The organism is Zooshikella ganghwensis (genome assembly GCF_018263875.1).
Taxonomy (GTDB): domain Bacteria; phylum Pseudomonadota; class Gammaproteobacteria; order Pseudomonadales; family Zooshikellaceae; genus Zooshikella; species Zooshikella ganghwensis.
In genome coordinates this window covers 1-13,879 of record NZ_JAEVHG010000015.1, presented here as the reverse complement: position 1 = coordinate 13,879, position 13,879 = coordinate 1, and the positions used below count along the sequence as shown (strand labels likewise).

Sequence of the window (13,879 nt, the reverse complement as noted above, 5' to 3'; positions counted from 1 at the left end):
GTGGGCTTTTTTTTAAACAATAGGGAAAATAATAATGGACATAATACCTTTCAAATTTAATGCATCAACAGTGCGAGTTATTAACAAAGACGGTGAACCTTGGTTTGTGGCTAAAAATGTGGCTGAAGTTCTTGGTTACTCACTACCAAGTGCTATGACTAGGCATTTAGATGATGATGAAAAGGGTATGTCTACTATGCATACCCCTGGTGGAAGTCAGGAACTACAAACGATTAACGAGTCTGGTCTGTACTCAGCTATCCTTAAAAGTCGTCGGTCTGAAGCCAAAGCATTCAAACGCTGGGTAACACATGAAGTACTGCCCAGTATTCGTAAAAATGGTGGTATATTGCTGGTCAGGAAAAAGATGATCCAAGCCTGATGTTAGCAAAAGCGTTACTCATGGCTCAATCCGTTATTGAAACAAAAACGGTCCAGTTAGAAGCAGCTAAGGAAGAGATTAAAGAAGTGCTCCCCAAGGTCGAAGCTTTTGAGAAAATAGCAGGGGGGGATGAGAGCTATTGTATCACTAATGCTGCTAAAGACTTGCAGTTGAAGCCAAAGGATTTGTTTAGTTGGTTATCCACAAACAAATGGATTTATCGTCGCCCAGGCGCACCTGGTTGGACAGCCTACCAAGATAAAATTCAACGAGGTTTTTTAGTTCATAAGTTCACTGCGATTGAGCGCCAAGATGGTTCAGAAAAAATTGTTGATCAAGTGCGTTTAACAACTAAAGGCGTAGCAAAAATAGCCCATCAATTAGCTCAATACCATTAAATTACATCTTTTCCCTGTAATGTCCCTTGCCCACTACGGTGGGATTTTTTTTATAGATTATCTGGTACTAAAAAAATGAGGTGCTATTTTAATACAGCCTGAACATGCTTTTAAAGGAATTAAGTTAATCAGTTAGTTTAGTAAATTATAGACTTGACTGATTATAGGGCTGCATCAAAATCACTCTCATAAATAGCGACGGTTAATTTTCCTAAAGTGACGTATTACACACCTTCATAAAACAAAATACCCATTATTATCAATTAGATATGTTAAGTTTCATTGTATTAATCTGGTTCTAATAGTGAGAATCAGTTAAAATTAATTAGAGTGTTATACGTCAATGCGACGTAATATCTTGCGTCAGAGTGACGTTCATTAATAGTTATGCAAGTGGAGAGACATGATCAGAGATAGTGCAACTTGTCAGGCGAATTATGAGAGATTCGTGAGTAGAGTAGTCTCATCAGAAGAGGTTTGGTATTTGTCTGGCGAGAATGGCGCGGCTATTTGTGAATCGTATGATTTCGAAGACTGCGATGTGATTATGTTTTTCTCAGATAAGGCCTACGCTAAGAGAGCCAAAGAACAATCATTGAACGAATATGAAGTTCAATCAATGTCATTGTTCGATTTCCTTTTTCGATGGCTTGTGGGCATGGCAGAAGATGGGGTAGCAGCCGGTACTAATTGGACTGGAGATCTGGTTGGCCTTGAGTTTGATCCACAGGATTTAAAGGAAGAAATTGAAAAAGCTATGGATAAAGAAATGCTCACTATCTATATAGCAAAATTGGATCGTCAAATTTCGGAACAAAAAAATGCATAACAAATTGCTCAAATTGACGCCTGGCGGCGCAATTTAGCAACGCGTTAGGTTTCAGGACGGTTATGAGCACTGAATTTATCGTCATGGTCAAAGTTCATGGGGTTTACTCATTTTATATGTGTGATGAGCCTGATCTTTGGGTTATCGATAACGCGACTTATGCTCAAGCATTTATAGATGCTGGCTTTGATTTATCCTATGTGTCGGATGATTGTGAAAGGGCTGACACCGGTGTATTGTCGGTATCTAACATAGATAAATTTCTAAACAAAATCGCATCTCAAAAGGTGGACACCAGCTTCCTAAATGAGTTAATTGAGTCATACATGCCTACAGGTGATTGGTGGCAAATTGCTCCGTTTATGCCCCAGGTAATTTATGATTTTGATTCAAATAGATATTGCTCTTACCACGAGCAGCATATATTTGATAAATTCATTCCGGATGAGTGGTCTTCCGATGGTGATTTGCTTAAAAGTACTCCTGATGAAAGCCGGTATTGGGTGGTTAATGATTGTGACCTTCTTGAGAAAGAGTAGCAAGAAACCTAACAAGCGCATCAAGTCTCCCCCTGAAAAGCGGGGGCTGGGACATCAAAACTACGCGGCGATTAGTTTTGGTGCTTCGCCTAAGTTTAAACCAATCGCCGCTACGTTTTGCTGTCCCTTATGCGGGCATTAGGTTGCTAATGAAAATCGAGCGAGAAATGGATTGGGTAAAGAAATCAACAGAAATTGACAGTCTTGATCTTGAAGTGTGCTTCCTGCTTCAGGATAACTTTTATATTGGTGATTCAAATAACCATGAGCAATTGCAAGATGAGAAATATCGCGAGCCCTTGGAGCTGCCGCCCTTTGAACGTGTTGTTCCAACTATGGCGAGAACTAGCGAGGTCATTGAAAACGTTGGTGAGCTCGCTACTTACTATAAAAACATCATTGAAAAGTCAGTTGCTCTAAAAAAGCCATTCAACGAAATAAGACAGGATTTTTGGTTGCGGCTATGGTTCTGGAATACCGAAGAAGATGTCTATGTTTCTTTTCCATGGTATGACAGCCTATCTGAAATGCAGCAGTTTTTTTCTTGGTTAAACGATAACCCGGAAGAACCATATTTAGACCTGGATCAGGGGTGGCAAATAGATGCTGTTCGAGTTGGAAAGAATATCCATATAAGGCAGACCGACCCTGACTATGATGAGGAATACTCCAATGTGTCAGTGCCCTTTGAAAAATTTCTTCAAAGGGCAAATGAAGTTGAGGCTAGAGCACAGAAAATCATCAGCGGTTTATCAAAAGAACTCGGCGTTGATGTTTGGTCAAAATATCTCAACGATGCCAGCTTCGGTACAGCAGAATGGCAACCTAACAAGAAAATCAACCAGACCTAAAAAACTGATGGTTTTTTAGGTCTGGTTATTAAAGCGTTAGCTTTATTGGGGTCTGATGAATTACAAATTGGTACATGGAGACATCTTGGATCAAGATGTTGAGGTTATAGTAAATAGCTGGAATAGGAATATTATTCCCTGGTGGCTATTGCTGCCTCAAGGCGTATCAGGTGCTATTAAAAAAAGAGGTGGAACAGGCCCATTCAAAGAAGTGGCAAAGTTTGGAGCTATTCCACTTGGTGAAGCTAGGATTACGTCAGCCGGCAGTCTGCCATTTAAAGCAATAATTCATGTTGCAGGTATTAACATGTTTTGGATCGGTACTGAGTATTCAGTAATCCATTCAGTTCGAAATGCTATGAATATAGTGAACAAAGAGAAATTCTCCAGTGTTGCATTTCCATTAATTGGGACAGGTTCTGGTAATCGAGGTGAAGATTGGTCACTAAATCTAATAACTACAGAGCTTGAGACAATTGAAAGTGAAGCGAAAGTAATTATTGTAAGGTATAAAGCAGCTAAAAAATAAATCAAGCTGACCCTTGGGGGGCAGTTTATTAAGGTGTTATGTGAGGCAACTGAGATTTGTATGGAAGATGATATTCGAATATCGGATAAGGATGACTCGAAGTTCATACTAAAGTTTGCAGTAGTATTTTTCGCGTTTTGTTTGTATATGCTTTTTATTACCTCCTATTCCATTGTTTCTTTAGTAATGATAATAGTGGCTGCATTTTATTTTCCTTACCACCTACGAAAAGTTAAAGAAATATACTTTGATGGGAGCTCAATATATGTAAAGACCAAAAATGGGTTTGAGAGCATCGGATTGGATAATATAACTAAAGCGAGTAGCAGGATGGTTTCTAGCGGATACTATAAAATATGGTTCCGATCCAAGACTAAGTTTGGTACTTATCTAATGTATGCACCAAGAAAATCTGGGCGCTTTTCAAAATATCCATTATTGAAAGAGTTCATTAAAGTAGCAAATCAAGAAAATCACATAACAAATAAGTCAACCTGACGCTTGGTGGTGCAGGTTACTTAAGTGCTATAACTCATGAATACAATTCAAGCATTATGCGAAAAAGTAGAGTCTGAATTAACGGATTCGAACCTTACTAAGGCTACCGATGAAGAGATCTATAAGAACCTTAGGGACTTTCCCGGTCTTCCTGAAGAATACCTCGCCTTGCTAAAAGAGATTGGGTACGGAAGTTATGGTCAAATGGGTTTTTCAATCTATGGTGGTCCAATTGATCCAGACGAAATATTTGATTCAGAAACAGCTAAAGAACTAGAAGGCTATGTCTTAGTTGGTGATGACTACTCTGGCTGGATGATCGGATATCAAAGAACTGAGAATGGCTATTTTTTTAAAGAGTTTTATCATCATGAAGTTATGGATCTTGAGCCTACAAACATCATCGATTTTTTAACGGAAGAACTGTTTCGTGAGTAAAAGTGATAACAAGGCCAGACAATCGGACCCCCAGCAACTGTCACCTTTTGTGCGTTCGCTGGAGCTCAGCAAAAAAGTCGCCTGGTACGGCCTGAAAACCTTAGACACTCTTTATGGTAAAAATGTAACTTAAACCATAAGAGGTAAATCATGGGTAAAGGTATCCGTTACTCAGGCGAATTTAAACAAGAAGCAGTCAATCAAGTAGTCGTGTATGGCTATATTTTTCGCTATAATTGGCTCATTGTCTACTATGCTTGCGGGCTGAGACAGGTTTTAATCATTTAAGAAAGAGTAAAATTCCATTCAAGGTTTTTTACGCGGACTATTACTCGGTATAAAGATGAAGTATATTTTATCACTGATATTTCCTATCTTATTATCAGCTTGCTCTGCATATAAAATAATACCTGATGAGGTTGATTCCAAACAATCGAATTCAATACTCTTGACTGGCCCAGTAAAAATTAAAACTGATAAGCCTGAAGGTAAAGTTGAGGAACTACTAGCAAAAGCATTGATGAAGCAGAAATTATCAACTGTAGTATTAGCATCAACAAGTAAGGAAGACGCGACATACGAGGTTGAATTGGAGTCAGTCTATACAGGAAGATGCTTTGCTGAGCCACTACTTACTGTCTTATCACTAGGACTCATTCCTTACGTAGGATGTGCCGAGCTAGGTTATAAAGTTACATTGCTTGGAAAGGATAAAACTGAGTTAGTTTCAGTTGATGCAAGTAAAAAAGTCAAAACTGTTTATGGAGTCGCTGCGTGGTTGCTGCTTCTTTCCCCATCATGGGTTGGAGAGGGTGGAGTAAAGGAGTATGAAGCTAAAGCCATAGTTCATGAGCTATCTGCTTACAGTGAGAACATTGATTAAGTTAATAGTATTTTTTTACAATAAACATCGTATGAGTATAGAAACAGCTATCTATTTTGTTAATCCATTTAGTGAGCAAGATTTAGGGTATTTCAATCTAAACCTTTCTGAGGCTTTTGAGGGGGTGCCTTTGCATTCTAATAGGAAGTGGACTCCTTCAGATAAGCAGGAAATAATGAAAGAGTATTTAAAGGAAAGAAGCATTACCTTTTTTGGGCCTCACTATTACACTGTTACTTTTTACAGAAAGTTGATTTGTGTTGAGAGGTTATCAAGAGTTAAAGTTCTTGCTGATGAAAAATATCGTAGTTCAATTATTAGTGAAATAAACGGCATTTGCAGAAAACTAGGAGCAAAAAAGGTTTTATACACAAACAGCTTTGAGGTTATCGAAGATTTTGCTTTAAATAGTAACTTTGATGAGTTAGTAAATTTTATGTCAGGTCAAGTATCTGAGGAGTTTGAAATAGGCTCTGGCACGATAAATGAGCTGGCAAATAATGATTGTGATTTTTGTCTTCTTGAAATTGAATAGTTTTATAAACGCTATTAAAATAATATCGACGGGTCCCTTCTGACACTTTTATTACAACACGCTGGTCCAATCCCCGCGATAAACGCAAAAATTTCGGCCTAATAGGCCGCACCACCATATACCCTTTTCATTAATAAAAACAGATACTTAAAGGTGCGACATCTGAGGTGAGCAGGATGACTTCTCCTTTGATTGAAAAATGGAGTATTAGCCAAATGGCACAGCTCTTTAATATGTGTCGCAAAACCGTTTCAAAGCGACTGAAAGAGATGGAAATTAAGCCTGTTGGTAAACTGAAAGGCTATGATGTGTACGCGTCTGACCAGGTTGGGCCAGCGTTATTTGGTAGTACAGAATTATCTGATCTACATGACCCAAAAAAAATGAAGCCTAAGGATCGTAAAGACTGGTTTCAGGCGGAGAATGAGCGGCTTAATTTTGAGCTGCGTGAAAGCCAGCTCTGTGAGGCAGAAGACGTACGACGTACACTGAACACAGTTGTTCAAGTCCTGATTCAGGCCTGTGAGACCCTGCCAGATCACTTGGAACGCAAATGTGCCTTACCTCCTAAAGCTTTAACAGCCGTTGAAAATGTTGTGAATGATATACGGCAGTCGTTGTATCACCAGTTAAAACATGCATTGCGAAACGACTAATATTGCCGATGATGTTGCTGAAATTATCAAACCACCCAGCAGGTTATCCGTTAGTGAGGCGGTTAAACAAACCTTAAGAGTTCCCAAAAATAACGGCAATGGGAGTGATCCATGGTCCCCGGAAATCACCCCTTATATCATCGAGCCACTGGATTGTTTAAACAGTCGTGAGTATACCGCTGTCTTTTTTGTCGGTCCGGCACGTACGGGTAAAACCCTGGCGTTTGGTGAAGGCTGGTTAAGCTACGTTATCGCTCATAATCCGGGCGATATGCTGATTGTGCAAATTGCCAAGGAAAAAGCACAAGAGTACTCCAAAAAGCGGGTAGATAGGGCAATTAACTGTAGCCCTGAGTTAGCGAAACGTTTGTCACCACGATCTCATGACAACAATGTCCATGATAAAATATTTCGGGCGGGCAATTATTTAAAAATCGGTTGGCCTACTAAAAACATCCTATCCAGCTCAGACTATAAATATGTTTTTCTCACCGATTATGATCGCTTAAAAGTCGATATTGATACCGAAGGCGATCCGTTTACCCTCGCCAAAAAGCGCACCACAACCTTTATGTCGAGTGGGATGACCGTAGTCGAGTCGTCTCCAGGTAAACCCATAATTGATTTACGTTGGGAGGCAAGTACCCCTCATGAAGCACCACCTTGCCAAGGCATTTTAGGGTTATATAACCAGGGGGATCGAAGACGTTTATATTGGCCCTGTCCACACTGTCAGGAATGGTTTCAACCCATCTTTGAACGATTGCATTGGGAAAAGCACACTGACCCAGTTAAGGCTTCTGAAAGTGTTTATATGCGCTGTCCTCATTGTCAGCTGCGTATTGAACCAAGCCAAAAAGATGAGCTTAACAATCAGTGCCGTTGGTTGGCTGAAGGTCAGCAGTTAACTGCGGCAGGTGAGGTCATTGGGGAAAAACGACAATCGCGGTATGCCAGCTTTTGGATGGAAGGCCCAGCAGCAGGGTACCAAACCTGGCAAGAATTGTTGTATACCTACTTGTTAGCGGAACAGCATTATGAACAAACAGGAAGTCAGGAAAAGTTTAAATCAGTCTTTAATATCGATTTAGGTCGCCCTTACTTCCCGATTCTTAATGAGTATCAGCGTACCGCCAAAGGCTTAAAAGCACGAGCAGAACCCTTAACAAAACGTACGATACCTCATGGTGTCCGGTTCTTAACCGCTGCCATCGATGTGCAAGCCGGTAGTCGTCGCCGGTTTGTGGTACAGGTAGAAGGCTGGGGAGAAGGGTTAGAGCGATGGCTCATTGATCGCTTAGCGTTACGGTATTCCCCGTATCGCACTGATGAAGATAATGAACGTTTACCGATTCATCCTGGTGCTTATGCCGAGGACTGGGATGTACTGCTGGATAAGGTATTGAATAAAGCCTATCCGTTGGCCGATGGCTCTGGTCGGGTAATGGGTATACGCATGGTGGCGTGTGATTCCGGTGGTGAGGATGGCGTGACGGATAATGCTTATGCCTTTTACCGCAAAGTCAAAAAACAAGGTTTGCAGCACCGCTTTATGCTGATTAAAGGTGACCGCCATACTCAGCAAAAAATGCGAGAAACCTTTCCGGATAATACCCATAACTCGCAGCGTAAAGCCAAAATCTATGGTGATATTCCGTTACAGCTATTGAACACCAATTTATTCAAAGACGCGTTAAATAATGTATTGGATCGAGACATACCCGGTCCAAAATATTTTCATTTTCCGGATTGGCTACCCTTAAGCTTTTATGAAGAACTCACGGCTGAAACTCGTAACGCTGAGGGGAAATGGGAATCTTTGGGTGGACCCAATGAAGCCTGGGACTTGTCCGTTTATAACAGCGCCTGTGTCCACAAACTGCAGGCTGAAACTATTAACTGGGCTTACCCGCCCGCTTGGGCGCAGCCATGGGATGAAAACACGTTGGTTTTTGATCCTGAAGTGACCAATCTTAATGAAGCCTCAAAGCCAAAACTATTAGATTTATCAGCATTAGGGAGAGCCCTTGGATGAATACCGAGCAACGTTTATTGGAAGCACGACAAGCCTTGCATAAACTGAAAACAGGAGAATTAAGGGCATCCATCCGTGATGCGGATGGGGCGATGGTGACCTACCATAAACCTGAGGATTTAGAGCGTTATATTGGCCAGTTGGAAGCTGAACTGAATCAGTCCAAACAACGGCGAGCATTTAGCGTGTTATTTTAGCGAAATCACTAAAAAGGGCTGGAATGAAAATCAAGTGTGCAGACAATATAGCCTGTCATGGCGAGCATAATTAACGAAATGGTACCTATAAATAAGGCCAACATAAAAAACATCTTTTTTTTACTGACATTCACCGTCAAATTTATCCTCATCGACTTTTTCACTATATTACCATGTCCCTGATTATTGACAGCTCGGGAAAACCCCTACACATGGCATCCCGTCCTTTATCCACGCAATCTGTCCAGCAAAGTATGGATTTTTGGCAACCTGCCTTACTGTCCATTGACCGTGAACATTTGCCGGAAATGCCCTTACGCAACAGTCGGGCACGGGATATTAAACGCACCCATGGTTATGCCAATGGTGCGGAACAGATTTATGTGGATAATATTGTGGGTCATCAGTTTCGACTATCGGCCAAACCCAATTATAAAGTACTGGGTGTAGATGCAGAGGTTGCCAATCATTGGGCCAAGGATGTCGAAGCGCGTTTTACCGACTGGGCAGAAGATCCAGACTGTTGGATTGATGCGGAAGAAAAAAGAACCTTAACCATGATGGCACGAGAGTCTGTACGACACTATGCCAGCCAAGGTGAGATATTAGCCTCTGCAGAATGGCGGCGATATGCAAATAACCATCGACCACAAACCTGTATTAAATTAATCGACAGTGAACGCTTAAGTAATCCATTTGAACAGGCCGATACCCAACGCTTAAGAGCCGGTGTTGAATTAGGTCCTCGTGGCCAGGCCACTGCGTACCATATCCGTTGCTCTCATCCAGGTGATGTCGATTTATCGTTAGATGCCTATATCTGGAAAAAGGTTAAACGACGTAAGCCGTGGGGTCGATTGCAAATCCTGCATGTGTTTGAGCCTGAACGCCCGGACCAAACGCGGGGCATTAATGTCTTTGTCAGCACTTTGCGCAACCTAAAAATGCTGGAACAGTTCCAGGATGCCACCTTACAAAATGCCATTGTTAATGCCATGTATGCTGCAGTGATTCAATCAGAGTTTGATCCACAGGCGGTATTGTCTGCGTTGGGTGGTGGCGAGATGAATAATGGCGGTCAAAATACGCTGAACAGTTATATGCAAGCGGTACAAAGTTATCATCAAGGGGCCAATAATATTCGTTATAATGGTGCACGTATTCCGCATTTATTTCCTAATGAAAAACTCGAATTAAAAACCGCCAAATCCAACCCGTATTTTGAGAATTTCGAAGACACCTTGTTAAGGCATATTGCTGCCAGTTTAAATATCAGCTTTGAACAATTAAGCCGGGACTTTAGCAAAACCAATTATTCCAGTGCACGCGCCAGTATGCTGGAGAGCTGGAAATTCTTTTTAAGTGTCCGGCATATTATTCCCGCCCGGTTTTGCCAGCAGATTTATGCGTTATGGCTGGAAGAAATGATTAATAAGGGCGTGATTGAATTACCCAGTAATGCCAATTTTTATCAAAACCCTTCAGCTTGGACCCGCTGTTATTGGATCGCGCAAGGCCAAACCCATATTGATGGCGTAAAAGAGGTGGAGCGCTTGGAGCGATTATACGCCCTGGGTGTCATTACCTTTGAAGAGATTTGCATGCTACTTAGTAAAGATTATCAGGAGGTATTAGAGCAACGGCAACGAGAAGCCCAGGAGTTTAAAGCCTATGGTTTGTCACCTCCTAGTTCAAGTTCTAATCCAGTCGTTAACAAGGCCACAGCAGAATGATCTTTGATGAATTAATCAATAAACCATTATTAATGAATCCGGGGTATGCCCGGATTTTTTTTGGTGCCTTGACTGAACGGCTTAAATTACAGAGTTTAACGTTAGCCGATGGTGAGCAATTATTACTGACCGATTTAAAAGCCAGTGCTGCGAATTATCAAGCCCGTGAGCGAAAGCTTTACCAAATCCAGGATGGCATTGCGGTGATTCCTGTGGAAGGCACGTTAACCCACCGTTATGGCTATTTAAATCCCTATAGCGGGATGACGGGCTATGATGGCATACAAGCCAAGTTGGATACCGCATTAGAAGATGACGACGTGCGTGGTATTTTACTGGACATTAATAGCCCGGGTGGCAGTGCCAATGGTTGCATGGATTTAGCCGATGCAGTTTATGAAGCACGACAGGTTAAACCGGTCTGGGCGTTAGTGGATGAACAAGCGACCAGTGCCGCTTATGCCATTGCCTCAGGTGCTAACCATGTTATTGCACCTCGAACCGCACAAACCGGCAGCATTGGCGTGATCATGGCCCATGTGGATCAGAGTAAAGCCCACGAAAAGCTGGGTATTCATGTCACCTTTATCCATGCCGGTGCGCATAAGGCCGATGGTAATTCATTTCAGCCACTACCCGATGCCGTTAAAGAGCGCTTTCAGCAAGAAGTTGATTCATTGTATGCCTTATTTGTCGATACGGTAGCAAGAAATCGTCAGTTAGAGACGAGTGCGATACGTAAAACAGAAGCTGCTATTTACTCCTCCGAACAAGCCCAAGAAATAGGTTTAATTGACCAGATTTTACCAGCCAGCCAAGTGCTGACGGTATTCACTCACCACCTGAACGATACAAGGGCCATTATGACTACACCCACTGAACCCAAAGTAAATGCACAACAGACTCAACCTGTCGTAGAGCCGGTTGATACGGATGCCATTAAAGCCAATGCGATCCAGCAAGAACGAAAGCGCTGCTTAAGTATTCTGCAGTGCGAAGCGGCTGAAGGCCGAATGACCACGGCAATACACCTGGTTAAATCTGGTATGGCTGCAGAGGATGCCAAAGCGTTACTGGAAACCTTACCTAAGGCGGAAGCGTCAGCACCCAAAAAAGAAAACACCACGCAAAATGCCTTTACCCAACACATGAATAATGATCAGCACCCGAATATTCCTTCAGAAAATACCCCTGAAAAAACAAATGAACCTAAATCCGCGATTCAGCAAATGTTATCTGATTTTGAATTAATCACAGGAGATAACAGCCATGCATGCCGCCAGTAATCATTATTCTGTTCAACCATTAGTCCCCTTAATGACCGGCGAAACTGAGGTTAATACCATCACTGTCACCATTGCCAAAGGGCAGCAATTACCCGCGAATGCGGTGTTAGGCCGTAATGATAAAGGTGAATATGTGTTATCCGATGCGGCTGCGACTGATGGTAGCCAGGTGCCCGATTGTATTTTAGCGTATGCCGTGGATGCGAAAAGCCAAGCACAATCTACAGGTGTGTATACCTCTGGTTGTTTTAATCCTGCCGCACTGCACCTAGGCAATGGTCATACGGAACAAACCCTTATGCAACCGTTTCGTGAGCGTGGGATTTTTCTAAAAACGCCTAGTTATACATAAATGACTGTTTTAATCCTCGCTTTTATTACTCACCTCCCACCTTCTTAAAACACTTCTTACATCGCTTATTTAATAGGTAATTACTGCCATGACCGTGAATATCGACCGCGATACGATTACGCTGGTGCGTACGATCGAATTCAAGAAAAAACCGTTTCCGTATTATTTAAATAAATACTTTTCCTCGATTTATGAATCACAGGAGGAGCAAATTAATTTTGAATTAGTGTTTGGTGAACGACGTCTTGCGCCGTTTGTATCGCCGATGTTGGAAGGTAGACCACTACCGGATCAAGGCTATGAAGTAAAAAGCTTCAAGCCTGCGTATATCAAACCGAAAAATGCCGTTAAACCTCAACCGATGATGAAGCGCCGTGTCGGTGAAGCGTATTTAGGCAGTTTAACCCCAGCACAGCGTTATAATATTTACAAAATGGAATTATTTATCCAACAGGCCGAAGCCATTGATAATCGTTTGGAATGGATGGCGGTGCAAAGTTTACTGTATGGCAAAGTCACCATCAGTGGTGAAAATTATCCCAAATGCGAAGTCAATTATGGTCGAAACGGGGCGCTGACCATTAAAGCCAAAAAACCTTGGACCGCCGTTGATGCGCCCATCGTCGATGATATCGAAGAAATTAGTGTAGCCATGGCTTCCGTTCCCGGTGGTTCGCAAGCCAAGGATATTTATTTTGGGCCAGCGGTATGGAAATCCATGCGTAAAAATAAACAGCTAATGGACCAATTGGATACCCAAGTGGCCGGTACTAATGCGAGCATTGATCGTGGTCCCCAAACCGCTGCAGATGATGTCGTGTTTGTCGGTTCGCTTGGTGGTGGACGCTTAAAATTACACTGCGATAGTCGTCAGTATCAGGATGATGCAGGCAACATGCAGCCGTTTTTACCTGAAGGTGTGGTGATGCCTGTGGGTGATGTGGAAGGTGTGCAGTGCTTTGGTGCCATAATGGATGTCAAAGTATTACGGCCTATGCGTACCTTCCCTAAATCCTGGGTGCAGGAAGATCCGTCGGTGGAATATGTGATGACCCAATCTGCACCGTTAGTGGTACCTGCCAGACCCAATGGCTCGGCGTTATTAACTGACGTTTTAAAATAAGCTATGAGTGTATTCCAAAGCCTACAACAGGAGCTGAATCGGGAGCGTATGACCATGTATGGCCGTCCGATTATGTTAACGGATGGCCAGACCATTACCGGTATTTTTTATTGGCGGGATCAGGCAGGGAAGCTGAATAAAATCCAATTACATTATGCGACGCCTGAATTACATGTTTCGGTCAATGAGTTAAGCACGCTTGAACAGCATGAATATGTGGTAATCGACGAGCAGAAATTCCAACTTAATTGGCCGCCATTAAAAAAAGATACCGGTATCGCCATTATTAAATTATCTCCTTATGAAGCGCCGAAGGAGGGGAGTCGATGGCGTTAAAAGTCGCGGTTGATATTAATGACTCACTGAATGACGTGTTAATGGGATTAGATCGCACGCACGTCGATGTGAAGCGCGCCATTAAACGTGCCCAACGTAAATACACGACCTTTATCGAACGGTTATTAATCCAAGCGGTGGTCGATGCCTCCGGGGTAAAGAAAAACCTGTTTAAAAAACACCGAGTACGTGTCACCACAGTGTATGCCGAAGGTAAAATTAAGGTCTGGCTGGGTGTTAATCCGGTAGGGTTAGGTTATTTTGGTAAGGTCAACGAAG

General features: G+C 42.2%; 19 protein-coding genes. All 19 read left to right on the top strand.

What is annotated here, in order from left to right; all coding sequences use genetic code 11:
• Positions 1-34: 34 nt before the first annotated feature.
• Positions 35-382 (top strand): BRO-N domain-containing protein, encoded by a 348-nt coding sequence (locus KHS79_RS18255; protein ID WP_212720849.1) that lies wholly within the window; start codon positions 35-37, stop codon positions 380-382.
• A complete protein-coding gene (locus tag KHS79_RS18250; protein WP_212720847.1) occupies positions 382-780 on the top strand; it encodes a phage antirepressor KilAC domain-containing protein in 399 nt (132 codons plus the stop codon). The genes KHS79_RS18255 and KHS79_RS18250 overlap by 1 nt, the downstream gene beginning before the upstream one ends.
• Positions 781-1,183: 403 nt before the next feature.
• On the top strand, positions 1,184-1,609 hold the full coding sequence (locus tag KHS79_RS18245; RefSeq protein ID WP_212720846.1) for a DUF2750 domain-containing protein: 426 nt from the start codon (positions 1,184-1,186) through the stop codon (positions 1,607-1,609).
• A gap of 62 nt (positions 1,610-1,671) precedes the next feature.
• Entirely contained in the window at positions 1,672-2,148 is a 477-nt protein-coding gene (locus KHS79_RS18240; protein ID WP_212720845.1) for a hypothetical protein, read from the top strand.
• Positions 2,149-2,297: 149 nt separating this feature from the next.
• On the top strand, positions 2,298-2,999 hold the full coding sequence (locus KHS79_RS18235; RefSeq protein ID WP_212720843.1) for a hypothetical protein: 702 nt from the start codon (positions 2,298-2,300) through the stop codon (positions 2,997-2,999).
• Between the two features lie 85 nt (positions 3,000-3,084).
• Entirely contained in the window at positions 3,085-3,528 is a 444-nt protein-coding gene (locus tag KHS79_RS18230) for a macro domain-containing protein (RefSeq protein ID WP_212720841.1), read from the top strand.
• 534 nt (positions 3,529-4,062) lie between these two features.
• Complete coding sequence (locus tag KHS79_RS18225) at positions 4,063-4,464, top strand: hypothetical protein (RefSeq protein WP_212720840.1); 402 nt, start codon at positions 4,063-4,065, stop codon at positions 4,462-4,464.
• A 150-nt stretch (positions 4,465-4,614) separates the two neighbouring features.
• Positions 4,615-4,752: a hypothetical protein gene (locus KHS79_RS18220; protein WP_212720839.1), complete on the top strand. Its 138-nt coding sequence runs from the start codon at positions 4,615-4,617 to the stop codon at positions 4,750-4,752.
• Positions 4,753-4,807: 55 nt separating this feature from the next.
• Positions 4,808-5,347: a hypothetical protein gene (locus KHS79_RS18215; protein WP_212720833.1), complete on the top strand. Its 540-nt coding sequence runs from the start codon at positions 4,808-4,810 to the stop codon at positions 5,345-5,347.
• A 31-nt stretch (positions 5,348-5,378) separates the two neighbouring features.
• Positions 5,379-5,882 carry a hypothetical protein gene (locus KHS79_RS18210; RefSeq protein WP_212720831.1) on the top strand — a complete coding sequence of 168 codons (504 nt, stop codon included), beginning with the start codon at positions 5,379-5,381 and terminating at the stop codon, positions 5,880-5,882.
• Positions 5,883-6,058: 176 nt separating this feature from the next.
• On the top strand, positions 6,059-6,538 hold the full coding sequence (locus KHS79_RS18205; protein ID WP_212720829.1) for a DUF1441 family protein: 480 nt from the start codon (positions 6,059-6,061) through the stop codon (positions 6,536-6,538).
• The gene (locus KHS79_RS18200) at positions 6,519-8,573 is read left to right on the top strand and encodes a phage terminase large subunit family protein (protein ID WP_212720827.1); all 2,055 of its coding nucleotides are present in this window, start codon (positions 6,519-6,521) and stop codon (positions 8,571-8,573) included. Before KHS79_RS18205 ends, KHS79_RS18200 begins: the two co-directional genes overlap by 20 nt.
• On the top strand, positions 8,570-8,770 hold the full coding sequence (gpW, locus tag KHS79_RS18195; protein ID WP_212720825.1) for a gpW family head-tail joining protein: 201 nt from the start codon (positions 8,570-8,572) through the stop codon (positions 8,768-8,770). The genes KHS79_RS18200 and gpW overlap by 4 nt, the downstream gene beginning before the upstream one ends.
• Before the next feature lie 212 nt (positions 8,771-8,982).
• The gene (locus KHS79_RS18190; RefSeq protein ID WP_212720823.1) at positions 8,983-10,503 is read left to right on the top strand and encodes a phage portal protein; all 1,521 of its coding nucleotides are present in this window, start codon (positions 8,983-8,985) and stop codon (positions 10,501-10,503) included.
• Positions 10,500-11,789 (top strand): S49 family peptidase, encoded by a 1,290-nt coding sequence (locus tag KHS79_RS18185; RefSeq protein ID WP_212720821.1) that lies wholly within the window; start codon positions 10,500-10,502, stop codon positions 11,787-11,789. The genes KHS79_RS18190 and KHS79_RS18185 overlap by 4 nt, the downstream gene beginning before the upstream one ends.
• Entirely contained in the window at positions 11,773-12,141 is a 369-nt protein-coding gene (locus KHS79_RS18180) for a head decoration protein (protein ID WP_212720820.1), read from the top strand. Before KHS79_RS18185 ends, KHS79_RS18180 begins: the two co-directional genes overlap by 17 nt.
• Positions 12,142-12,265: 124 nt before the next feature.
• Positions 12,266-13,264 (top strand): major capsid protein, encoded by a 999-nt coding sequence (locus KHS79_RS18175; protein WP_212720819.1) that lies wholly within the window; start codon positions 12,266-12,268, stop codon positions 13,262-13,264.
• A gap of 54 nt (positions 13,265-13,318) precedes the next feature.
• Positions 13,319-13,600: a head-tail joining protein gene (locus tag KHS79_RS18170; RefSeq protein ID WP_212720818.1), complete on the top strand. Its 282-nt coding sequence runs from the start codon at positions 13,319-13,321 to the stop codon at positions 13,598-13,600.
• Positions 13,591-13,879 (top strand): hypothetical protein (locus KHS79_RS18165; protein WP_212720817.1); only part of this gene is annotated, 289 nt, incomplete at its 3' end. The genes KHS79_RS18170 and KHS79_RS18165, both read left to right, overlap by 10 nt.

Excerpts from the sequence above, each read along its gene's own strand:
- KHS79_RS18200 (WP_212720827.1), top strand. The coding sequence starts at position 6,519 with ATGCATTGCGAAACGACTAATATTGCCGATGATGTTGCTGAAATTATC.
- KHS79_RS18240 (WP_212720845.1), top strand. The coding sequence starts at position 1,672 with ATGAGCACTGAATTTATCGTCATGGTCAAAGTTCATGGGGTTTACTCA.
- KHS79_RS18170 (WP_212720818.1), top strand. The coding sequence starts at position 13,319 with ATGTATGGCCGTCCGATTATGTTAACGGATGGCCAGACCATTACCGGT.
- KHS79_RS18250 (WP_212720847.1), top strand. The coding sequence starts at position 382 with ATGTTAGCAAAAGCGTTACTCATGGCTCAATCCGTTATTGAAACAAAA.
- KHS79_RS18190 (WP_212720823.1), top strand. The coding sequence starts at position 8,983 with ATGGCATCCCGTCCTTTATCCACGCAATCTGTCCAGCAAAGTATGGAT.
- KHS79_RS18220 (WP_212720839.1), top strand. The coding sequence starts at position 4,615 with ATGGGTAAAGGTATCCGTTACTCAGGCGAATTTAAACAAGAAGCAGTC.
- gpW (WP_212720825.1), top strand. The coding sequence starts at position 8,570 with ATGAATACCGAGCAACGTTTATTGGAAGCACGACAAGCCTTGCATAAA.
- KHS79_RS18210 (WP_212720831.1), top strand. The coding sequence starts at position 5,379 with ATGAGTATAGAAACAGCTATCTATTTTGTTAATCCATTTAGTGAGCAA.
- KHS79_RS18185 (WP_212720821.1), top strand. The coding sequence starts at position 10,500 with ATGATCTTTGATGAATTAATCAATAAACCATTATTAATGAATCCGGGG.
- KHS79_RS18245 (WP_212720846.1), top strand. The coding sequence starts at position 1,184 with ATGATCAGAGATAGTGCAACTTGTCAGGCGAATTATGAGAGATTCGTG.
- KHS79_RS18215 (WP_212720833.1), top strand. The coding sequence starts at position 4,808 with ATGAAGTATATTTTATCACTGATATTTCCTATCTTATTATCAGCTTGC.
- KHS79_RS18255 (WP_212720849.1), top strand. The coding sequence starts at position 35 with ATGGACATAATACCTTTCAAATTTAATGCATCAACAGTGCGAGTTATT.
- KHS79_RS18180 (WP_212720820.1), top strand. The coding sequence starts at position 11,773 with ATGCATGCCGCCAGTAATCATTATTCTGTTCAACCATTAGTCCCCTTA.
- KHS79_RS18205 (WP_212720829.1), top strand. The coding sequence starts at position 6,059 with ATGACTTCTCCTTTGATTGAAAAATGGAGTATTAGCCAAATGGCACAG.
- KHS79_RS18235 (WP_212720843.1), top strand. The coding sequence starts at position 2,298 with ATGAAAATCGAGCGAGAAATGGATTGGGTAAAGAAATCAACAGAAATT.
- KHS79_RS18225 (WP_212720840.1), top strand. The coding sequence starts at position 4,063 with ATGAATACAATTCAAGCATTATGCGAAAAAGTAGAGTCTGAATTAACG.